Annotated in this window: 24 protein-coding genes; 18 read left to right on the plus strand and 6 right to left on the minus strand. The window is 72.7% G+C overall.

Annotated features, from left to right (window positions below; all coding sequences use genetic code 11):
* Positions 1 to 33: 33 nt before the first annotated feature.
* Complete coding sequence (locus ACK99Q_RS11010) at positions 34 to 1206, minus strand: benzoate/H(+) symporter BenE family transporter (RefSeq protein WP_410186184.1); 1173 nt, start codon at positions 1204 to 1206, stop codon at positions 34 to 36.
* Between the two features lie 39 nt (positions 1207 to 1245).
* On the opposite strand from ACK99Q_RS11010, the gene hisD reads away from it, so the two are divergent.
* The 4 genes from hisD to hisH are packed head-to-tail and all read left to right on the plus strand — an operon-like array spanning position 1246 to position 4883.
* A complete protein-coding gene (gene hisD / locus ACK99Q_RS11015) occupies positions 1246 to 2553 on the plus strand; it encodes a histidinol dehydrogenase (protein WP_410186185.1) in 1308 nt (435 codons plus the stop codon).
* Positions 2550 to 3629: a histidinol-phosphate transaminase gene (locus tag ACK99Q_RS11020; protein ID WP_410186186.1), complete on the plus strand. Its 1080-nt coding sequence runs from the start codon at positions 2550 to 2552 to the stop codon at positions 3627 to 3629. The genes hisD and ACK99Q_RS11020 overlap by 4 nt, the downstream gene beginning before the upstream one ends.
* Entirely contained in the window at positions 3626 to 4225 is a 600-nt protein-coding gene (hisB, locus tag ACK99Q_RS11025) for an imidazoleglycerol-phosphate dehydratase HisB (protein WP_410186187.1), read from the plus strand. Before ACK99Q_RS11020 ends, hisB begins: the two co-directional genes overlap by 4 nt.
* Before the next feature lie 13 nt (positions 4226 to 4238).
* A complete protein-coding gene (gene hisH / locus ACK99Q_RS11030; protein ID WP_410186188.1) occupies positions 4239 to 4883 on the plus strand; it encodes an imidazole glycerol phosphate synthase subunit HisH in 645 nt (214 codons plus the stop codon).
* Positions 4884 to 4945: 62 nt separating this feature from the next.
* On the opposite strand, the gene ACK99Q_RS11035 is transcribed toward hisH, so the two are convergent.
* Positions 4946 to 5602 (minus strand): YitT family protein, encoded by a 657-nt coding sequence (locus tag ACK99Q_RS11035; RefSeq protein ID WP_410186189.1) that lies wholly within the window; start codon positions 5600 to 5602, stop codon positions 4946 to 4948.
* Positions 5603 to 5643: 41 nt separating this feature from the next.
* On the opposite strand from ACK99Q_RS11035, the gene priA reads away from it, so the two are divergent.
* Both priA and ACK99Q_RS11045 read left to right on the plus strand, forming a co-directional pair.
* Entirely contained in the window at positions 5644 to 6366 is a 723-nt protein-coding gene (gene priA / locus ACK99Q_RS11040) for a bifunctional 1-(5-phosphoribosyl)-5-((5-phosphoribosylamino)methylideneamino)imidazole-4-carboxamide isomerase/phosphoribosylanthranilate isomerase PriA (RefSeq protein ID WP_410186190.1), read from the plus strand.
* 1 nt (position 6367) lies between these two features.
* A complete protein-coding gene (locus ACK99Q_RS11045) occupies positions 6368 to 6880 on the plus strand; it encodes a DUF1707 domain-containing protein (protein WP_410186191.1) in 513 nt (170 codons plus the stop codon).
* Positions 6881 to 6883: 3 nt separating this feature from the next.
* Here ACK99Q_RS11045 and ACK99Q_RS11050 read toward each other — a convergent pair whose 3' ends face one another.
* Complete coding sequence (locus ACK99Q_RS11050) at positions 6884 to 7540, minus strand: hypothetical protein (RefSeq protein ID WP_410186192.1); 657 nt, start codon at positions 7538 to 7540, stop codon at positions 6884 to 6886.
* A 4-nt stretch (positions 7541 to 7544) separates the two neighbouring features.
* On the opposite strand from ACK99Q_RS11050, the gene hisF reads away from it, so the two are divergent.
* The 8 genes from hisF to ACK99Q_RS11090 all read left to right on the plus strand — a co-directional run bounded on the left by hisF (position 7545) and on the right by ACK99Q_RS11090 (position 14847).
* On the plus strand, positions 7545 to 8306 hold the full coding sequence (gene hisF, locus ACK99Q_RS11055) for an imidazole glycerol phosphate synthase subunit HisF (RefSeq protein ID WP_410186193.1): 762 nt from the start codon (positions 7545 to 7547) through the stop codon (positions 8304 to 8306).
* On the plus strand, positions 8303 to 10114 hold the full coding sequence (locus ACK99Q_RS11060) for an ABC transporter ATP-binding protein (RefSeq protein ID WP_410186194.1): 1812 nt from the start codon (positions 8303 to 8305) through the stop codon (positions 10112 to 10114). The genes hisF and ACK99Q_RS11060 overlap by 4 nt, the downstream gene beginning before the upstream one ends.
* Positions 10107 to 11879: an ABC transporter ATP-binding protein gene (locus tag ACK99Q_RS11065; protein WP_410186195.1), complete on the plus strand. Its 1773-nt coding sequence runs from the start codon at positions 10107 to 10109 to the stop codon at positions 11877 to 11879. Before ACK99Q_RS11060 ends, ACK99Q_RS11065 begins: the two co-directional genes overlap by 8 nt.
* A gap of 28 nt (positions 11880 to 11907) precedes the next feature.
* Entirely contained in the window at positions 11908 to 12255 is a 348-nt protein-coding gene (gene hisI, locus ACK99Q_RS11070) for a phosphoribosyl-AMP cyclohydrolase (RefSeq protein WP_179424135.1), read from the plus strand.
* Entirely contained in the window at positions 12252 to 12803 is a 552-nt protein-coding gene (locus ACK99Q_RS11075; protein WP_410186196.1) for a Trp biosynthesis-associated membrane protein, read from the plus strand. The genes hisI and ACK99Q_RS11075 overlap by 4 nt, the downstream gene beginning before the upstream one ends.
* A 54-nt stretch (positions 12804 to 12857) precedes the next feature.
* The gene (locus ACK99Q_RS11080) at positions 12858 to 13058 is read left to right on the plus strand and encodes an HGxxPAAW family protein (RefSeq protein ID WP_179424137.1); all 201 of its coding nucleotides are present in this window, start codon (positions 12858 to 12860) and stop codon (positions 13056 to 13058) included.
* Between the two features lie 113 nt (positions 13059 to 13171).
* Complete coding sequence (locus ACK99Q_RS11085) at positions 13172 to 13483, plus strand: DUF2752 domain-containing protein (RefSeq protein WP_410186197.1); 312 nt, start codon at positions 13172 to 13174, stop codon at positions 13481 to 13483.
* A gap of 89 nt (positions 13484 to 13572) precedes the next feature.
* Positions 13573 to 14847: an MFS transporter gene (locus ACK99Q_RS11090; protein WP_410186198.1), complete on the plus strand. Its 1275-nt coding sequence runs from the start codon at positions 13573 to 13575 to the stop codon at positions 14845 to 14847.
* Here ACK99Q_RS11090 and ACK99Q_RS11095 read toward each other — a convergent pair.
* Positions 14840 to 15184, minus strand: a complete 345-nt coding sequence (locus tag ACK99Q_RS11095) for a hypothetical protein (RefSeq protein ID WP_410186199.1) — start codon at positions 15182 to 15184, stop codon at positions 14840 to 14842. The genes ACK99Q_RS11090 and ACK99Q_RS11095 overlap by 8 nt on opposite strands.
* 55 nt (positions 15185 to 15239) lie before the next feature.
* Positions 15240 to 16130: a hypothetical protein gene (locus ACK99Q_RS11100; RefSeq protein WP_410186200.1), complete on the minus strand. Its 891-nt coding sequence runs from the start codon at positions 16128 to 16130 to the stop codon at positions 15240 to 15242.
* Between the two features lie 152 nt (positions 16131 to 16282).
* Between ACK99Q_RS11100 and trpC the strand changes: the two genes are divergently transcribed.
* Genes trpC through lgt form a run of 4 tightly spaced genes read left to right on the plus strand, consistent with a single transcriptional unit; the run spans position 16283 to position 20020 of the window.
* Positions 16283 to 17098 (plus strand): indole-3-glycerol phosphate synthase TrpC, encoded by an 816-nt coding sequence (trpC, locus tag ACK99Q_RS11105; protein ID WP_410186201.1) that lies wholly within the window; start codon positions 16283 to 16285, stop codon positions 17096 to 17098.
* A 39-nt stretch (positions 17099 to 17137) separates the two neighbouring features.
* Entirely contained in the window at positions 17138 to 18385 is a 1248-nt protein-coding gene (gene trpB / locus ACK99Q_RS11110; protein WP_410186202.1) for a tryptophan synthase subunit beta, read from the plus strand.
* Entirely contained in the window at positions 18382 to 19179 is a 798-nt protein-coding gene (trpA, locus tag ACK99Q_RS11115) for a tryptophan synthase subunit alpha (protein WP_410186203.1), read from the plus strand. Before trpB ends, trpA begins: the two co-directional genes overlap by 4 nt.
* 1 nt (position 19180) lies before the next feature.
* Positions 19181 to 20020: a prolipoprotein diacylglyceryl transferase gene (gene lgt / locus ACK99Q_RS11120; RefSeq protein ID WP_410186204.1), complete on the plus strand. Its 840-nt coding sequence runs from the start codon at positions 19181 to 19183 to the stop codon at positions 20018 to 20020.
* Between the two features lie 31 nt (positions 20021 to 20051).
* On the opposite strand, the gene ACK99Q_RS11125 is transcribed toward lgt, so the two are convergent.
* On the minus strand, positions 20052 to 20273 hold the full coding sequence (locus tag ACK99Q_RS11125) for an Rv0909 family putative TA system antitoxin (RefSeq protein WP_410186205.1): 222 nt from the start codon (positions 20271 to 20273) through the stop codon (positions 20052 to 20054).
* Positions 20274 to 20304: the final 31 nt, after the last annotated feature.

Below are 20304 nucleotides of genomic sequence, written 5' to 3' on the forward strand. Positions count from 1 at the left end.
GTTACGGACCATTTCCTCCGTCGAGGACTCGGCTCAGTCGCGCTCGAGCGTGGCGCGCACCGCCAGTCCCAGCAGCAGGGCCCAGAACGCCGCTCCCACCGACAGCAGGCTGATGCCCGAGGCGGCGAGCAGGAACGTCAGTCCTGCGCTCGTGCGGTGCCTGGGCTGCTCGAACGCGCCCTGCAGCGCGCCGACGAGCGCGCCGATCAGGGCGAGTCCGGCGACGGCCTCGATGATCCCGGGAGGGGCGACCGCGGCCAGCGCGACGACGAGTCCCGCGGCGGCCGCGATGACGAGGTAGCCCACGCCGGCGGACACGGCGGCGACCCAGCGGCGCTCGCGTGGTCCGGCCTCGTCCCCGGCCGCGAGCGCCGCCGACAGCGCGGCGAGGTTCATCGCGTGACCGCCGAACGGGGCGACGATCGCGGTGCCCACTCCGGTCGCCACGACCGAGGAGCGCCACGGCACGGAGAAGCCGAAGCTGCGCAGCACGGCGGCACCCGGCAGGTTCTGCGACGCCATCGTGACGATCGTCAGCGGCAGGGCGATGCCGACGAGTGCGGGCCACGTCCACGTGGGGGTCGTCCACTCCAGCCGGGGCACGAGCGATGCCGTGTCGAGCGACTGTCCCGAGCGGTTCGCCGCCACGGCGATCGCCCCGACGGCGACGAGCAGCGCCACCGGCACGGCCCACCGCGGCGCCACGCGGGTCGTCACGAGCCACGCGAGGATCACGGGCAGGACGTATCCGGGGGAGTCCGACAGGGCGAGGAACGGCGCGAGGCACAGCTGCAGCAGAATGCCGGCCAGCATCGCCTGGGCGATCTCGGCGGGGATCCGGGCCACGAGCCCGCCGAGCAGCGGCACCGCGCCGATCAGGGCGATGAGCACGCCCGTGACGACGAACGCGCCGACGGCGGCTGGCCAGCCTCCCTCGACGGCGCCCGTGGAGACCAGCAGCGCGGCACCCGGCGTGGACCACGCCAAGGTCACCGGGACGCGGTGCACGAGCGCGAGTCCGACGATGAGCAGGCCGAAGACCACGGTCAGCGCGAGCAGGCCGCTGGCCGCCTGCGACGGCGAGGCCCCGACGGCGCGCAGGCCCGCCAGCACGACGGCGAACGACGACGTGAAGCCGACGAGGGCGGTGACGACGCCGGCCGTGACGGGCTGCTGCCAGCGCACGGCGTCGGGGGAGCGGGACACGCTGCGAGGCTAGGCCATGGCGCGACCTAGACTTCACACGTGCTTCGACGACTCGACCTGAGAGACCAGACCGACGGCTATCGCGACGCGGTGCCCCGTGCCGAGGTCGACGTCGAGCATGCCCTCGCGGCCGTCGTCCCGATCTGCGACGACGTGCGCGACCGCGGCGCCGACGCGGTGCTGGACGCGGGCGAGCGCTTCGACGGCGTCCGCCCCGAGCGGCTGCGCGTCTCGGCCGAGGACATCGAGAAGGCCCGCGCCGGACTCGACCCGGCCGTCCTCGACGCGATCGACGAGTCGATCCGCCGGCTGCGCGCGACGTGCGAGGCTGAGTTGGAGCGCACCGTCGAGATCGAGGTCGCGCCCGGCGCCACCGTCGAGCGGCGGATCGTGCCGATGCAGCGTGTCGGCCTCTACGTGCCCGGCGGTCTCGCTCCGCTGGTCAGCACCGTGATCATGAACGCCGTCCCGGCGCAGGTCGCCGGCGTCCCGGGCATCGCCCTCGCGAGCCCGCCCCAGGCCGAGTTCGGCGGCCTCCCGCACCCCACGATCCTGGCCGCGTGCGCGCGCCTGGGCATCGAGGAGGTCTACGCGGTCGGCGGCGCCCAGGCGTTGGCGATGCTGGCGTACGGCACGCAGGAGAGCGAGCCGGTCAACCTCATCACGGGTCCGGGCAACATCTACGTCGCCGCGGCGAAGCGCCACCTGCAGGGCGTCGTCGCGATCGACTCCGAGGCCGGTCCCACCGAGATCGCGATCGTGGCCGACGCCACCGCCGACCCCGCCTTCGTCGCGGCCGACCTCATCAGCCAGGCCGAGCACGACCCGATGGCCGCCGCCGTGCTGATCACCGACTCGCTCGAGCTGGCCGACGCGGTCGACGCCGAGCTGGAGCGCCAGGTGCCGACCGCGCGCCACGAGGAGCGCATCCGCACCGCCCTCGCGGGCCAGCAGTCGGCCACCGTCCTGGTCCGCGACACCGACCAGGGCGTCGACGTCGCCAACGCGTACGCCGCCGAGCACCTCGAGATCCAGACCGCCGACTCGGCGGCCGTGGCCGACCGGATCGTCAACGCGGGTGCGGTCTTCGTCGGGTCCTTCGCGCCCGTGTCGCTGGGCGACTACGCGGCCGGCTCGAACCACGTGCTCCCCACCGCGGGCTGCGCGTGCCACTCGTCGGGACTCTCGGTGCGCGCGTTCGTCAAGAACATGCACGTCGTGACGTACACCGACGCCGCCCTGCGCGAGGTTGGACCGCAGGTGGTCACGCTCGCCGAGGCCGAGGACCTGCCCTCGCACGGCGCCGCCGTGACCGTCCGCCTCGAGCGCGAGGCGACGACGCGATGAAGGTCCCCGCCTGGGTGCCCATCCGTGACGAGCTGCGCGACCAAGTGCCCTACGGCGCCCCGCAGATCGACGTCCCGGTGCGCCTCAACACGAACGAGAACCCGTACGGTCCCAGCAAGGAGGCCGCGGCCGACATCGCCGCGGCCGTGCAGGAGGCTGCGCTCGAGCTGAACCGGTACCCCGACCGCGAGGCGTGGGCGTTGCGCGAGGGCCTCGCCGGCTACCTCGGGCACGGCCTCACGGCCGAGCGCGTGTGGGCCGCCAACGGCTCCAACGAGGTCATGCAGCAGATCCTGCAGGCGTTCGGAGGCCCCGGCCGCACGGCCGTGTCCTTCGCGCCGACCTACTCGATGTACCCCGAGTACGCCCGCAACACCCACACCCGCTGGGTGGCGGGACGCCGACGCGAGGACTTCGCGATCGACATCCCCGCGGCGGTCGCGCTGATCGAGGCCGAGCAGCCCGAGGTGGTGTTCCTGACCTCGCCGAACAATCCCACGGGCACCGCGCTGGCGCCCGAGGAGCTGCGGGCCGTGCTCGACGTCGCTCCCGGCATCGTCGTGGTCGACGAGGCGTACGCGGAGTTCCGTCGCGCCGGCACGCCCACAGCGCTGGAGCTGCTGGACGACCACCCGCGGCTCATCGTCACCCGCACCATGAGCAAGGCGTTCGCGCTGGCCGGTGGCCGGCTCGGCTACCTCGCGGCCGACGCCGCAGTGGTCGACGCGTTGCGCATCGTGCGGCTGCCGTACCACCTCTCGGCCGTCACGCAGGCCACCGCGCTCGGCGCCCTGCGGCACACCGACGAGCTGCTCGCGCAGGTCGACGCGCTGCGCGAGACCCGCGACGAGACCGCCGCCTGGCTGTCCGGACGCGGGTACGACGTGGCCGCCTCCGACGCCAACTTCGTGCTGTTCGGGCATTTCGCCGATCGCCACGCGGTGTGGGAGGGTTTGGTCGACCGAGGCGTCCTCATCCGCGAGGTGGGGCCCGACGGCTGGCTGCGGGTGTCGATCGGCACCCCCGAGGAGATGCAGGCGTTCCGCGCCGCACTGATGGAGGTAGACCCCCGATGAGCAGGACTTCGCGGATCGAGCGGAAGACCTCCGAGTCGCACGTCGTCGTCGAGCTCGACCTCGACGGCAGCGGCCGCACGGAGATCAGCACGGGCGTGGGCTTCTACGACCACATGCTCACGGCGCTGGGCCGCCACTCGCTGATGGACCTGACGGTGCGCTCCGAGGGCGACCTGCACATCGACGCCCACCACACGGTGGAGGACACCGCCATCTGCATCGGCCAGGCGATCCGCGAGGCGCTCGGCGACAAGGCCGGCATCCGCCGCTACGGCAACGCGATGGTGCCGCTCGACGAGGCCATCGCGCAGTGCGTGGTCGACGTCTCGGGCCGTCCCTACTTCGTGCACACCGGCGAGCCGGAGCGTCAGATCACCGCGATCATCGGCGGCTCCTACATCGGCTCGCTGACGTCGCACGTCTTCGAGTCGATCGCGCACCACGCCGGGATCACGCTGCACATGAACCTGCTCGCGGGTCGCGACCCGCACCACATCGCCGAGTGCCAGTTCAAGGCGCTCGCGCGGGCGCTGCGCACGGCCGTCGAGCCCGACCCGCGCGAGACGGGCATCCCGTCCACGAAGGGCGCGCTGTGAGCGGAGCGGCCCGATGACCACGGTCGCGGTCCTGGACTACGGCTCGGGCAACCTGCGCTCCGCCGTGCGGGCGGTCGAGCGGGCCGGTGAGGCCAGCGGCGTCTCCGTCGTGCTCACCTCCGACCGTGAGGTCGCCGAGCAGGCCGACGGACTGCTGGTGCCGGGCGTCGGCGCGTTCGCGGCGTGCATGCGGGGCCTGCGCGAGGTCGACGGCGAGCGGATCATCGAGCGCCGGCTCATCGCGGGCCGTCCCGTGCTGGGCATCTGCGTCGGCATGCAGATCCTGTTCGCCGAGGGCATCGAGCACGGCGTGCGGACCACCGGCTGCGGCGAGTGGCCCGGCACGGTCGAGCGCCTCCAGGCGCCGATCGTGCCCCACATGGGCTGGAACACGATCGAGCCTCCCGCCGAGTCGCGGATGTTCGCGGGCCTGGAGTCCGAGCGGTTCTACTTCGTGCACTCCTACGGCGTGCGCGACTGGCTCGTCGACGCCGAGGGCACCGCGTTCACGCCGCCCGGCGTCACGTGGACCTCGTACGGCGGCGACCGCTTCGTCTCCGCCGTCGAGCACGGCCCGCTGTGGGCCACGCAGTTCCACCCCGAGAAGTCGGGTGACGCGGGCCGCCGCCTGCTCGAGAACTGGATCGCGACCCTCTAGTCGACGAACGAAGAGGCATTCGGGTACCCCAGCGGGGCCGAATGCCTCATCGTGCGTCCCCGTCAGGCCCGGTAGCGCTCGGGACGGTGGTTGAACGCGAGCACGATGTTGAGGATGACCGCCCCCATCGCGGAGAGCAGCACGTTGTCCCACGGCACGACGAGGATCGCCGCGAGGACCACGAGGACGTCGAGCGCCATCTGCACGTAGCCGGCCCGCAGGCCCGCCTGCTCCTGCGCGATGAGCGCCAGCACGCTGAAGCCGCCGAGGCTCGAGCCGTGCCGGAACAGGATGAGGATGCCGGTGCCGGCCAGCAGGTTGCCGGTGACGATGCCGTAGACCGGCGCGAGGTCGGGGGAGGGGATCATCTCGGCGTGGATCGCGGTGAAGAAGGACAGCAGCGCGACCGCGATCACCGACCGGACCGTGAACTGCAGGCCCTTCTTCCACAGCGCGAGCGCGAAGAACGGCACGTTGGCCAGGAGCAGCACCACCGGCAGCGGCAGCGCCACGGCGTAGGTGATGAGCAGCGACAGTCCTGCCGTGCCGCCGGTGACCGCGTGCGCCTCGTAGAGCAGGTGCAGGCCCAGCGAGGCGAGCCACGTGCCCGTCAGGACGCCCAGGACGTCCTCGGCGGGGGTGTGGGGCAGCGTGACGGCGGTCGGCTCGGTGGGGTCCTCGTCCTCGGGGGACGGGTGCTCGGCGTGGCTGTCGTTCATGGCCCGCTCACTCTACGGAGGTGCCTCGATACGATCGCGGGGTGACTCTCGAACTCCTCCCCGCCGTCGACGTCGCCGAGGGACAGGCCGTGCGCCTCGTCCAGGGCGAGCTCGGCAGCGAGACGTCCTACGGCTCCCCGCTCGACGCGGCCCTGCAGTGGCAGGCCGACGGCGCCGAGTGGATCCATCTGGTCGATCTCGACGCCGCGTTCGGGAAGGGCAGCAACCGCGAGCTGCTGGCCGAGGTCGTCGGCCGCCTCGACGTGAAGGTCGAGCTCTCGGGTGGCATTCGCGACGACGAGTCGCTCGACGCCGCGATGGCCACCGGCTGCCGCCGGGTCAACCTCGGCACCGCCGCGATCGAGGATCCCGACTGGTGCCGCTCGGCGATCGCCCGCTACGGCGACCGCGTCGCCGTGGGCCTCGACGTCCGCGGCCGCACGCTGGCCGCCCGCGGGTGGGTCAAGGAGGGCGGCGACCTCTTCGAGACGCTGGCGCGGCTCGACGCCGACGGCTGCGCCCGCTACGTCGTCACCGACGTGACGAAGGACGGCACGCTGTCCGGTCCCAACCTCGACCTGCTGCGCCAGGTCTGCGAGCAGACCGAGAAGCCCGTGGTCGCCTCCGGCGGCGTCTCCAGCCTCGACGACCTGCGCGCGATCGCGTCCCTCACGGGGATCGGCGTCGAGGGTGCGATCGTCGGCAAGGCGCTCTACGCGGGAGCGTTCACGCTGCCCGAGGCCCTCGACGCGGTCCGGGACTGACATGGGCGCGCGGGTCGACTGGAGTCGCTTCAGCGCCGACCCGCGCCGTCCCGAGGTCGCGGGGGTGCGCGCGTCGGACGCCGACCGCGAGGCCGCGATCGAGTCCCTGCGCGAGGCCTACGCCGACGGCCGACTCGACCGCATCGAGTTCGACCGACGCTCGGCCGAAGCGCTGGCCGCGACCCTGCTGGGCGAGTTCGCCCCGCTGCTGCAGGACCTCGAACCGCAGCTGCCGCAGGTGGCGTCGGTCCACGCGGAGGCCGTGCGGCGCTACCGCCGCGAGTCCCGGGACGCGCGCAACGGGTTCGTCGGCATCAGCGTCCTGACCACGGGCATCTGGGGCGCCACGAACTTCGGCGCCCTCCTCGACGGGGATCCCCACTTCTTCTGGCCCGTCTTCCCGATCCTGGGCGTCGGCGCCGGCTGGCTGATGCAGGTGCTCAAGCGCCAGGACCGCATCGAGCACCACGAGCGCCGCATCCTGCGGCGCCGCCACGAGTCGACCGAGGACTGAGGCTCAGCAGCCGTCGCGCATGAGGTCGGGGCGCGTGCCCGTGGTGACCTCGAGCATCAGCACCTCGCTGGTGGGCCCGACCGCCTCGGTGTCCTCGGCGAACAGGAAGCCGAGCCACGCGTCGCCCTCAGTGACGAACACGCCGGTCTGGCCGTAGCCGGCCTCGGTCATCTCGGCGGTCTCGTAGACGCCCGTGACGTCCTTCAGGGTGCTGCCGACGCCGAGGCCGTCGGCGGTGCGCGGCTGCTCGCCCCGCACGCCCAGCGACACCACGGTGCCGTCCTCCGTGGTCAGCACGTCGAGCGACGAGGCGTAGTCGGACTTCCAGCCCAGCGGCTCGGTGCGTCCGCACTCCTCGCCGGGCACCTCGACGTCGGCGTCGAACAGGCCGGTGGCGAGCGCCTCGTCCTTCGACATGCCGGTGGTGACGGGTCCGACGGCGCCGGGAACGACCGTGAGCTCCTCGATCGCCGGCAGCGCCTCGGGTGCCTCGGTGGTGGGCGACGCGGTGGTCGCGCTGGGCGAGGCGGAGGTCGTGGACTCCGTGGGACCGGGCGTCTCCTCGGGCGAGTCCGAGCAGGCGGCGAGGGTCAGGGCGGCGACCGCGGCGACCACCCACAGGCGGCTCGTCGCGACGGCGGACCCACGGACTACGCTCATGGCCGTGAGCCTAGCCGTCCGTGTGATCCCCTGTTTGGACGTGGACGGCGGTCGCGTCGTCAAGGGCGTCAACTTCGTCGACCTGCGCGATGCGGGCGACCCGGTCGAGATGGCACGCGTGTACGACGCCGAGGGCGCCGACGAGCTCACGTTCCTCGACATCACCGCCTCCAGCGGCGATCGCTCCACCACCTTCGACATCGTCGGGCAGACCGCCGAGCAGGTCTTCATCCCGCTCACCGTCGGCGGGGGAGTGCGCACCGTCGACGACGTCGACCGGCTGCTGCGCGCGGGTGCCGACAAGGTCGGCATCAACACGGCCGCGATCGCCCGTCCCGAGGTGATCGGCGAGATCGCGCACCGCTTCGGGAATCAGGTGCTCGTGCTGAGCGTTGACGCTCGACGTGCAGATGATCAGCCCAGCGGGTTCGAGGTGACCACCCACGGCGGCCGGCGCTCCGCCGGCATCGACGCGATCGAGTGGGTGCGCCGCGGCTCCGAGCTCGGCGCGGGCGAGATCCTGCTCAACTCGATGGACGCCGACGGCACGCAGGCCGGGTTCGACCTCGAGATGATCCGTGCCGCGCGCGGCGCCACCGACGTCCCCCTCATCGCCAGCGGCGGCGCCGGCCGCCTCGAGCACTTCGCCCCCGCGGTCGACGCGGGCGCCGATGCCGTGCTCGCGGCCAGCGTCTTCCACTTCGGCACGCTGACGATCCCCGCGGTGAAGGAGACGCTGCGAGCCGCCGGACACGTGGTCCGGTGAGCGCCCCGGCTCTCGACACCCTCAGCGGCGGCGGCACCGACCGGCTGACCCGGCGCGGCTTCCGCGTCATGGGACGCGGCATCGCCCGCCAGAAGGTCATGTTCACGTGGGCCGCGCTGGCCTCGCTGCTGTTCGGCGTCATGACCGTCGCCGACGCGTGGGTCCTGGGCTGGGCCACCGACCACGTCATCACGCCGTCGGTCGAGGCCGGCGCCATCGACTGGTCCACGCTGTGGACCGGCGTCGGGCTGTTCCTCCTCGCGGCGCTGCTGCGCACCGTGGGCGTCGTCGGTCGTCGCCTCCTGGGCGGCGTCGTCTTCTACCGCCTCGTGCGCGACGACCGCCTGCGCGTCACGCGCCGCTACCTCCAGCTGCCGCTGCGCTGGCACCACCGCCATCCGGCGGGCCAGCTGCTCAGCAACGCCAACGCCGACGTCGAGGCCACGTGGTCGGTGTTCATGCCGCTGCCGATGGCCCTCGGCACGATCGCGATGCTCGTCGCGGCGATCGTCACGATGGTCCTGGCCGATCCAGTCCTCACCATCGTCGGCCTCGTCGTGATCCCGCTGCTGTTCGCCGCGAACGCGGTCTACCAGCGCTGGCAGGGTCCGCGGATCGCGCTGGCCCAGAGCCTGCGCGGCGACGTCTCCACCGTCGCCCACGAGTCCTTCGACGGGGCGCTCGTCGTGAAGTCGCTCGGCCGCGAGGCCGACGAGACCGCCCGCTTCCGCGCCGCCAGCGAGCGGCTGCGCGACGCCGCGATCGGCATCGGCCGCGTGCGCGCGATCTTCGACCCCGTCATCGAGGCGCTGCCCAACCTCGCCGTGCTCGCGGTCCTGGCGATCGGCGCCTGGCGGGTCGGCTCCGACGCGGCCGACGCGGGCGACGTCGTCCAGGTCGCCTACCTGTTCACCGTGATCGGCATGCAGATCCGCTCGTTCGGCTGGGTGCTGGGCGAGCTGCCCCGCGCCGTCGTCGGCTGGGACCGCGTCTCGCGCGTCATCGACGAGGACGACGCGATGGACTACGGCACCGAGGACGTCCCCGGCGCCGGCCCGGTCGCCCTCACCGTCGACGGGCTCGACTACAGCCACCCCGACGAGCCCGACACCGCCGTCCTGCGCGACATCGCGTTCGAGGTCCCCGCGGGGAAGGTGACCGCGGTCGTCGGCGCCACCGGCAGCGGCAAGAGCACCCTGACCTCGCTCGTCACACGCCTCGTCGATCCCGACCGCGGCTCCGTGCGCGTCGGCGGCACCGACGCCCGCGCCCTCTCGCAGCAGGCGCTCACGCGCGCCGTGGCCCTCGTGCCGCAGTCCACGTTCCTGTTCGACGACACCGTGCGCGCCAACGTCGCGCTCGACCTCGACGTCCCCGACGAGCGGGTCTGGGAGGTGCTGCGGATCGTGCAGGCCGACCGCTTCGTCTCCGCCCTGCCCGACGGCCTCGACACCCAGCTGGGGGAGCGCGGCACGTCGCTCTCGGGCGGCCAGCGCCAGCGCCTCGCCCTCGCCCGCGCCCTGGTGCGCGACCCGCGCGTGCTCGTGATGGACGACGCCACCAGCGCGCTCGACCCCGAGGTCGAGCAGCGGATCCTGCGCGCGCTGGCCGATCGCGCCGGCTCGCCCACCACGGTGGTCGTGGCGTACCGCAAGGCCACGATCGCGCTCGCCGACGAGGTCGTGTTCCTCGCCGACGGCAGCGTGGCCGACCGCGGCACCGACGCCGAGCTCCGCGCGCGGTCCGCGGCCTACCGCAACCTCGTCGACGCGTACGACCAGGCCCGGGAGGAGGTCGACCATGAGTGACCCGAAGGAGCGCGAGGGCGGCCTGTCCGTCCTGGCGCGCGGCATGCGTCGCAACCCCGAGATCACCGAGGGCATCTGGGTGACCCTGCTGCTGGCCCTGCTCAGCACCGCGGGCGGCTCCCTCGTGCCGATCGTCGTCCGCGCCGCCCTCGACGACGGCTTCGCGGCCGGCGACGTCGACACGGGCCTCGTCACCCGCTACGTCGCGATCGCCGCCGTCCTCATGGTAGGCATCGCGATCGCCGGCTACTGGTCCAAGGTGCGGATCTTCACCGCGAGCGAGCGCGGACTGGCCAACCTCCGGGTCGCGGCCTTCCGCCACGTGCACGACCTGTCGATGCTCACGCAGAACACGCAGCGCCGCGGCTCGCTCGTCTCACGGGTCACCTCCGACGTCGACCAGATCAGCCAGTTCCTGCAGTTCACCGGGATCATGATGATCATCAGCGTCGGGCAGATGATCGTCGCGACGATCGTCATGGCGTTCCTGTCGTGGCAGCTCACCCTCGTCGTCCTCATCAGCTTCGTGCCGCTGGCCCTGAGCCTGCGGTGGCTGGCCGGCGCGATGTCGCGGGCCTACGACCGCGTGCGCGCCAGCGTGGGCGAGATGCTCGCGGTCATCGCCGAGCCGGTCGTCGGCGCCTCCGTCGTGCGCTCGTACGGCATCGAGGACCGCACGCAGCAGCGCGTCGACGTCGCCGTGCGTGCCAACTACCGGAACAACATCCGCGCCCAGACGATCACCGCCGGGGCGTTCTCGGCCGCGATCCTCGTCGGCGGCATCGCGAACGCCGCGGTGCTCGCGATCGGCGTGTGGCTGGGCGTCCTGGGCGACCTGTCCGTCGGCACGATCGTCGCGTTCGTCTTCCTCGTCGGGCTGTTCACCGGTCCGGCACAGATGGCCACCCAGGTGATCTCCGAGGCGCAGAACGCGATCTCCTCGTGGCGCCGCGTGCTCGACCTGCTGGACACCCCCGCCGACGTCGTCGACCCCGGTGCCGAGGCCGAGCCGCTGCCCGCGGGCGACCTCGACGCCCGCTTCGAAAAGGTCTCGTTCGCGTACCCGGAGGGACCCACCGTCCTGGCGGGCGTCGACGTCACGATCGAGGCGCGCCAGCGCGTGGCGGTCGTCGGCGAGACGGGCTCGGGCAAGACCACGTTCGCGAAGCTGCTCACCCGGCTCATGGATCCCGTCGAGGGGCGCGTCGTGCTCGGCGGCGTCGACATCTCGCGCGTGGCCTTCGAGGACCTGCGCCGCCACGTGCTGATGGTGCCGCAGGAGGGCTTCCTGTTCGACGCCACGCTGGGCGAGAACCTGCGCTACGGAGCCCGCGAGGCCACCGACGCCGACCTCGTCTCCGCCGTCGAGCGGCTGGGCCTGGCCGACTGGTTCGCGGCCCTGCCGCGAGGCCTGGAGACCCGCGTCGGTCAGCGCGGCGAGTCGCTGTCGGCGGGGGAGCGCCAGCTCGTCGCGCTCGTGCGGTCGGCGCTGGCCGACCCGGCGCTGCTCGTCCTCGACGAGGCCACGAGCGCCGTTGACCCCCAGACCGAGCTGCGCGCCACGCGCGCCCTCGACTGGCTGCTCGAGGGACGCACCAGCGTCACGATCGCGCACCGGCTCTCCACCGCCGAGAACGCCGACCGCGTGCTCGTCTTCGACCAGGGCCGGCTCGTCGAGGACGGCCACCACCGCGACCTCGTGGCCGCCGGCGGCGTCTACGCCCGCCTGCACGCCTCGTGGGTCGCGCAGGCCACGCTCGCCTGATGCGGGCCGCCGGGCGCGGCCTGAGACAATGAGGGACGTGAGCTCTCTCGATGCGGCGATCGCCGGCCGGCTGAAGCGTGACGACTCGGGCCTGGTCCCGGCGGTGGTGCAGGACGCGACGTCCCGCGCCGTCCTCATGGTCGGCTGGATGGACGACGAGGCCCTGCACCGCACCCTCACGACCGGCCGCTCCACGTTCTGGAGCCGCAGCCGCGGCGAGTACTGGGTCAAGGGCGAGACGTCGGGCCACACCCAGCACGTGCGCGAGGTCCGTCTCGACTGCGACGGCGACACGCTGCTCGTCGTCGTCGACCAGGTCGGCCCCGCGTGCCACACCGGCGCCACCACGTGCTTCGACGAGGACCTGCTGACGTGAGGCGCAACCTGCTCGGTCCGTCCGTCCTGCTGCTGCTGGCGCTGGGCGGCGGCACGCTGCTCGCCGTCCGCGCGGCGTGGGCCACGGCCACCGCGCAGGCCGCGGGACTGCCCGAGGTCGAGCTCAGTGTCTCGGGCGCCGACGCGGTGCCCGGCGCCGCCGGCCTCGCGGTGCTGGTCATGGCGGCCGGGCTCGGCGTGCTCGCGGGCGGCCCCAGGCTGCGGCGCGCGATCGGCGCGCTCGTCGTGCTGGCCGGGGTCGTCGGCGTCTTCATGACCGCCCGCGCGGGCGACGCGATCGCCACGGCCCAGCGTCGCGCGATCGACGAGGCAGCCGCCTCGGGCATCGACGTGCAGTGGAGCACCACCGTCGCTCAGCCCCTCGCGGTCGCCGGGTTCGTGCTCGTGGTCGTGGTCGGCGCCGCGGTCGCGTGGCTCGGTCCACGCTGGGCCACGATGGGCCGTAAGTACGACGCCCCGGCCGCCCGCGAGCCCGACGCGAGCGACCTCTGGAAGGCGATGGACGACGGCGTCGATCCCACCGCCTGACGACCGAGTAGGCTGTCGTCCGAACCACCCCGAGCACCTCTAGGAGCACACCCCATGTCGCACGGATCGTCGCCGGCCGCCTGGACCGCCGTCCTCGTCAGCCTCGCCGGCTTCCTCGTCGGCGGGATCGGCCTGATCCCCGAGCCGAACTGGGTCATCTTCACGATCGGCGTCGTGCTCGCGGTGGGTGCCCTGCCGCTCGGCAAGGTCATGTCGCTCGCCGGTTACGGCACCAGCCGGGTGAAGGAGCACTGACCAGCCCGGTCATCCCGACGACCGCCTCGCGCGGTCACCTGCTGCGCGGCCCGCTGATCGCGGGTGCCGCCGGCGCCGCCGCCTTCGCGCTGCTCCACGTACGCGATCCCCACGTGCAGGGCTCCTACGGGTTCTGCCCCTTCTTGGTGCTTACGGGCGAGCCGTGCCCCGGATGCGGAGGCCTGCGGGCCGTCAACCTGCTGACGCGGGGCGACCTCCTCGCCGCGGTGTCGAGCAACCTGTTCGCCGTCGGCCTCGTCGTGATCGCCGTGGTGGCCTGGGCCGTGTGGCTCGTGCGCCGCGCTCGCGGCATCCCGGCGCGCTACCTCACCTGGTCGGGGCGCACCATCACGGCGCTGGGCGTGGCCGCCGCCGTCTTCGGCGTCGTTCGCCTCACCCCGTGGGGCGCCTGGCTCGCTCCCTGACGTGAGCCAGATGTGTAGCACCAGCCACCGAAATCCTGTCGAATCCCCGGAATTCCGGTGGATACTGCTACACATCTGAAGGGAGGGACATGACGGAGACCGGCGCGCGAGTGCGCACGCTGCCCAGGATCCACCGGGCCTGGCTGGTCGCCGGGGTCACGTTCCTCGTCCTGCTGGCCTCCGCCGCGTTCCGGTCGAGCCTGGGCGTCCTGCTGGTGCCGATCGAGGAGGACCTCGGCTGGAGCCGCACCGACACCTCGATCGCCGTCTCGATCAACCTCATCGTCTACGGCGTCGCCGCCCCGTTCGCGGCGGCACTGCTCGAGCGCATCGGCGTCCGCCGCACGGCCGTCGCGGCCCTCCTGCTCATCTGCCTGGGCTGCCTGGCCTCCACCGTCATGACGGCCCCGTGGCAGCTGTCCGCCCTGTGGGGTGGCGTCATCGGCGTCGCCACCGGCTCGGTCGCGCTCGTCTTCGGCGCCATCGTCGTCAACCGCTGGTTCGTCGCCCGCCGCGGTCTCGTGCTGGGCATCCTGGGCGCCGCGTGGGCCACCGGCCAGCTGATCTTCCTGCCGCTGCTCGCCGCCACGGTCGACGCGTTCGGCTGGCGCGCCGCCGCCTACGTCATCGCGGGCTGCTGCGCCGTGCTGCTGCCGGTCGTCGCCCTCGTGCTGCGTGACCGCCCGTCCGATGTCGGCCTGGAGCCCTACGGCGGTGTCGACGAGGACGAGGTCGTGACCGCGCCGCCCTCCGCGGCGGCGGCCGTCGTCCATGCCGTCACCGTGCTGCGCGAGGTCTTCGCGACCCGCGCGTTCCTGCTGCTGGCCGGCACCTTCTTTGTCTGCGGCTGGACCACCAACGGCATCATCAGCAGCCACTTCGTGCCGGCCGCGCACGACCACGGGATGGCAGCGACCACGGCGGCGGGACTGCTCGCGGTGGTGGGCATCTTCGACATCGTCGGCACGATCGGGTCCGGCTGGCTCACCGATCGCTACGACCCGCGTGTCCTCCTCGCGGCCTACTACGGACTGCGCGGTCTGGCGCTGCTCGCCGTTCCGGCGCTGCTGGGGCCGTCGGTGGAGCCGCCGCTGCTCGTCGTGATCGCGCTCTTCGGCCTCGACTGGGTCGCCACCGTGCCGCCCACGGTGGTGCTGTGCCGCTCCGCCTTCGGCGCCGAGCGCGGCGGCATCGTCTTCGGCTGGGTGTTCGCCGCCCACATGATCGGCGCGGGCGTCGCCGCTGCGGCCAGCGGCGCGATGCGCGCGGCGTCGGGCGACTACACGTCGGCGTGGATCCTGGCCGGTGCGCTCGCGGTCGCGGCGGCGGTCGGGGCGCTGCTGCTGCCGCGCCGGGTCAGCTGAACAGCATCGGGTCCAGGAACAGGCTCACGATGGAGCCGAGGAACGACAGCGTGCCCACGACGATCGCGGCGACGCCCACCCAGAACGCCGCCGTCGCCAGCGTCGTGTCGGCGTAGGGGCCGCCCCACTGCTGGAGGCGGCTGCGCTCGGCGCGCGCGAGCACGATGGCGACGATGCCGCCGGGGATCGACAGGAACCCGCAGCAGCAGGCCGCGGCGATGCTGACGATGCCGATGACCAGCGCCCACACGCCCTGGTTGCTGTCGCCGGGGACCGGCTGACCGTAGCCGTAGCCGTACGGGGGCTGGCCGCCCGGCGGCGGGGGATAGCTCGTCACCGGACGAGCATAGGACGGCGCGACCCGGCAGATCGCCGGGCCGCGCCGTGGGTGCTCAGGCGACCGGCTGGCCCTGGAACTTCTTGTAGGCGTACGCCGAGGCGATGGTGACCACGGGGTAGGCGACCAGCAGGCCGACGCCGCACAGGCACGCGCCGACGAGGATGATCACGAACGAGAGCAGCGCGAGCAGCAGCGCCTGGCCGAAGTTCGCCCAGATGAGCTTGACGCTCGACGTGATCGCGTCGACCGGGGACTGGTTCTGGTCCACCACGAACAGCAGCGCGAAGTAGGACAGGAACGCGAACAGGATGCCCGGGACGATGCACAGCACGAAGCCGATCCAGATGCCGATCGACACGAGCAGCGACGTGATGATCACGGGTCCGATCGGCACGCGGGAGAACGTGTCAGCGAGCGAGAACGGTCGACCCTCGGTCTCGTCGAGCGCGCCGCGGTAGACGAACGCGGTGATGACGTAGCTCACGATCGTCGACAGGAGGTTCACGGCGATGCTCGCGACGCTGAATCCCGCGAACGGGTTCGTGGTGCCGGGATCGACCGAGGGCTGCACGAGGAAGCCGAGGAAGCCGAAGATCACCGTGACCGCGAAGATCGCCAGGCCGGCGATGATCCACTGGCCGGCGTTGGCCAGGAATCGCTGCCAGCCGTAGCCGATGGCGTCCGTCGGGCTGAACGGGGCGGCGAACCCGGGATCGCCGGGCGGGGGCGGCGGGAAGGAGCCATAGCCTCCGCCGCCGGGCGGGGGCGGGTAGCCACCACCTGGCGGCGGCGGGGGATAGGCGCTGCCGCCGTAGCCGGGCGCGTCGCCGGGCGGGGGCGGGTAGGCCGGGCCGTCGGACGGCGGCGGGGAAGGGGGCGGCGGAGGCACGGGACCGTCCGGGCGCTCGGGGTCGGGGCCGAGGGGCGGTTCGTTCGTCGACATGCGCCGAGCATAGGGAGGATCGAGCGGACCGTATACCGCCTCGCGCCCGCGTTGTCGTCCCGAAACGGAGGGCGCGTGCCACTTCCGGGCGTCCCGGGGCTACGCTGGAGGTCAGTTCGGAGCCGAGTCCCGACAGGGGAAGGGAGAGTGCGATGACCGTGCTCGACGACATCCTGGCGGGGGTGGCCGAGGACCGGGCCGAGCGTCAGGCCCGGGTGAGCCTGGACGATCTCAAGCGGCAGGCCGACAAGCAGCCGCCCGCGCTCGACCCGATGCCCGCCTTCCGGTCCGACGGCGTCTCCGTGATCGCCGAGGTCAAGCGGTCCAGCCCCAGCAAGGGCGCGCTCGCCGACATCAAGGATCCCGCCGCCCTGGCCGGCGACTACGCCGCCGGTGGCGCCTCCGCCATCAGCGTGCTCACCGAGCAGCGCCGGTTCGGTGGCTCGCTCGACGACCTGCGCGCCGTCCGCGCCGACGTCCACGTGCCGGTGCTGCGCAAGGACTTCATCACCACCTCGTACGAGCTGTGGGAGGCCCGGGCCGCCGGCGCCGACATGGCGCTGCTCATCGTCGCCGCGCTCGACCAGAACGCCCTCGAGTCGCTCATCGACCGCGCTCGCTCGATCGGCCTCACGCCGCTCGTGGAGGTCCACGACGAGGAGGAGGTGCGCCGCGCCGTCGCGGCCGACGCCGACCTCATCGGCGTGAACGCCCGCAACCTCAAGACGCTCGAGGTCGACCGCCAGACGTTCGAGCGGCTCGCGCCGCAGATCCCCGACTCGATCGTCAAGGTCGCCGAGTCCGGCGTCCGTGGACCCCATGACGTCATCGAGTACGCGCGCTTCGGCGCCAACGTCGTGCTCGTCGGCGAGACGCTCGTCAAGGGCGACGACCCGCGCGCCTCCGTCGCCGACCTGGTCGCCGCCGGGCTCCACCCAGCCCTGCAGCATCGATGGCAGCCCAGCTGACTCCTCCAGCTCCCTGCCGACCCCTCACCCAGGACGACCATGACTGACATCTCCGGCCGATCGCCGTCGCGATCGGCACTTCCCGACGGGCCCGGGCACTTCGGCCGCTTCGGCGGTCGCTTCATGCCCGAGGCCCTCATCGCCCCGCTCGACGAGATCACCCGCGAGTGGGAGGCCGCGCAGGCCGATCCCGCGTTCCGGAACGAGCTCGACCGGATGCTGCGCGAGTACGCCAACGTGCCGAGCCCGCTGTACGAGGCGCATCGCTTCAGCCGGGCCGTCGGCGCTCGGATCCTGCTCAAGCGCGAGGACCTCAACCACACCGGCGCGCACAAGATCCGCAACGTGATCGGCCAGGCCCTGCTGGCCAAGCGCATCGGCAAGCCGCGCTGCATCGCCGAGACCGGCGCCGGCCAGCACGGCGTCGCCTCGGCCACCGCGTGCGCCTACCTCGACCTCGAGTGCACCGTCTACATGGGGCAGGTCGACACCGAGCGCCAGGCGCTCAACGTCGCCCGCATGCAGATGCTGGGCGCCGAGGTCATCCCGGTCACCACCGGCAGCGCCACGCTCAAGGACGCGATCAACGAGGCCCTGCGCGACTGGGTCACCACGGTCGACACGACGCACTACCTGTTCGGCACCGCGGCCGGCCCGCACCCGTTCCCCACGATGGTGCGCGAGCTGACCCGCGGCATCGGCGACGAGGCCCGGGCCCAGGTGCTCGAGCTCACCGGCCGGCTGCCCGACGCCGCGGTCGCGTGCGTCGGCGGCGGCTCCAACGCGATCGGCCTCTTCACCGCCTTCGTGCCCGACGAGGGCGTGCGCCTCGTGGGCATCGAGGCCGGCGGCGACGGCTTCGAGACCGGCCGCCACGCCGCCACGATCACGGCGGGCGAGGTCGGCGTGCTGCACGGCGCGCGCTCCTTCCTGCTGCAGGACGAGGACGGCCAGACCATCGAGTCGCACTCGATCAGCGCCGGCCTGGACTACCCGGGCGTCGGCCCCGAGCACGCGTACCTGGCCGACACCGGTCGTGCCGAGTACCGCCCGGCCACCGACGCGCAGGCGATGGCCGCGTTCGACCTGCTGTGCAAGACCGAGGGCATCATCCCGGCCATCGAGTCGGCGCACGCGCTGGCCGGCGCCGTGGCCCTGGCCGAGGAGCTGGGCCCCGACGCCACGATCCTGGTCAACCTCTCGGGTCGCGGCGACAAGGACGTGCACACCGCGGCCACCTACTTCGGCCTGCTGGACGAGAACGACCGGGCGGAGACCGACCGATGAGCGCGATCGACGAGCTGTTCGCGCGCACGCGCGCCGAGAACCGGGCTGCGCTGGTGGGCTACCTGCCCGCCGGATTCCCCACGGTCGACGGCTCGATCCGTGCGATCGAGGCGATGGTCGAGGCCGGGGTCGACCTGGTCGAGGTCGGCCTTCCCTACAGCGATCCCGTCATGGACGGGCCCACGATCCAGGCGGCCGCCGAGGCCGCGCTCGTCAACGGCACCCGCGTCGACGACGTGTTCCGCGTGGTGGAGGCGGCCTCCGCCGCCGGCGCCGTCACCGTCGTGATGACCTACTGGAACCCGGTCGAGCGCCGCGGCGTCGACCGGTTCGCCGCCGACCTCGCCGCCGCCGGGGGATCGGGCCTCATCACGCCCGACCTGATCCCCGACGAGGCCACCGAGTGGGACCGCGCCTCCCGCGCCCACGACCTCGACCGCATCTTCCTCGTCTCGCCGTCCTCGTCCGACGAGCGGCTCGCGATGACGGCCGACGCGGCCAGCGGGTTCATCTACGCCACGGCTGTCATGGGCGTCACCGGCCAGCGTGAGCAGACCAGCAGCCTCGCCCCCGAGCTCGTGGGCCGCCTGCGGAAGGTCACCGACAAGCCGGTCGGCGTCGGCCTCGGCGTCAGCAACGGCGCCCAGGCCCACGAGATCGCCGCGTTCTCCGACGCGGTCATCGTGGGATCGGCGCTCGTGCGCTGCCTGCTCGACCAGCCCGACGAGGCGTCCGCCCTCGCCGCCATCCGCGACCTCGCGGCCGACCTGCGCGCCGGCGTCGAACGGGACTGACATGACGATCGCCACCTTCATCCCGTCGCCCGAGCAGGCCGTCTGGCACCTCGGGCCGCTGCCGCTGCGCGCCTACGCCCTGTGCATCATCGCGGGCGTCGTGGCCGCGATCTGGATCGGCGAGAAGCGCTTCGTGGCCGCGGGCGGCCGCCCGGGCGCGATCGGCGACATCGCGATCTGGGCCGTGCCGTTCGGCATCATCGGCGGACGGATCTACCACGTCCTCACCGACCCCGAGCTCTACTTCGGCGACGGTCGCAACCCGATCGACGCGCTGAAGATCTGGGAGGGCGGCCTGGGCATCTGGGGCGCCATCGCCTTCGGCGGCGTCGGCGCCTGGATCGCCTGCAAGCGGTACGACATCGACTTCCTGACGATGGCCGACGCGCTGGCGCCCGGTCTGCTCGTCGCGCAGGCGATCGGGCGCCTGGGCAACTACTTCAACCAGGAGCTCTTCGGCCGCCCCACCACGGTGCCGTGGGCCCTGGAGATCTCCGAGCGCCACCGCCCCGACGGCTACGAGCAGTTCGCCACCTTCCACCCCACGTTCCTCTACGAGGCGCTGTGGAACCTGGCGGCGGCCGCGCTGCTGGTGTGGCTGGGCAAGCGGTTCGCGCTGACCCACGGCCGGGTGTTCGCGCTCTACGTCATGCTCTACACGCTCGGCCGCGGCTGGATCGAGGCCCTGCGCATCGACACCGTCAACCACATCGGCCCGTTCCGGCTGAACATCTGGACCTCGATCGTGGTCTTCTCCCTCGCCCTCGCGTACTTCGTCTGGGCCGGCCGCAGGTGGCGCGAGAGCGCTGAGCGTGACGTTTCCGGGGCCGACACGCCGTAATCGGCCCGCAAACGTCACGCCCAGCGCTTCATCAGGCCTTCGGCTCGTCGTCGAGGCGCTCGGCGGCCTCCTTGAGCTTCGCGGCGGCGTCGTCGATCTTCTCCGTGAACTTGCCGTCGGTGGCGCGGTCGGCGAGGTCGGCCACCTTGTCGATCGCGGCGTCGACCTCCTCGTCGCGCTGCGCGACCTCGTCCTTCACCCGGTCCACCAGCTGCTCGGCGTCCTTGCCCTTGAACTTGTCCAGGAAGCCCACGGCGTTCCCCTCTCGTGTGTCGCGGTCCCGC

This window comes from Aeromicrobium sp. MLTX1 (assembly GCF_046452335.1).
GTDB lineage: Bacteria > Actinomycetota > Actinomycetes > Propionibacteriales > Nocardioidaceae > Aeromicrobium.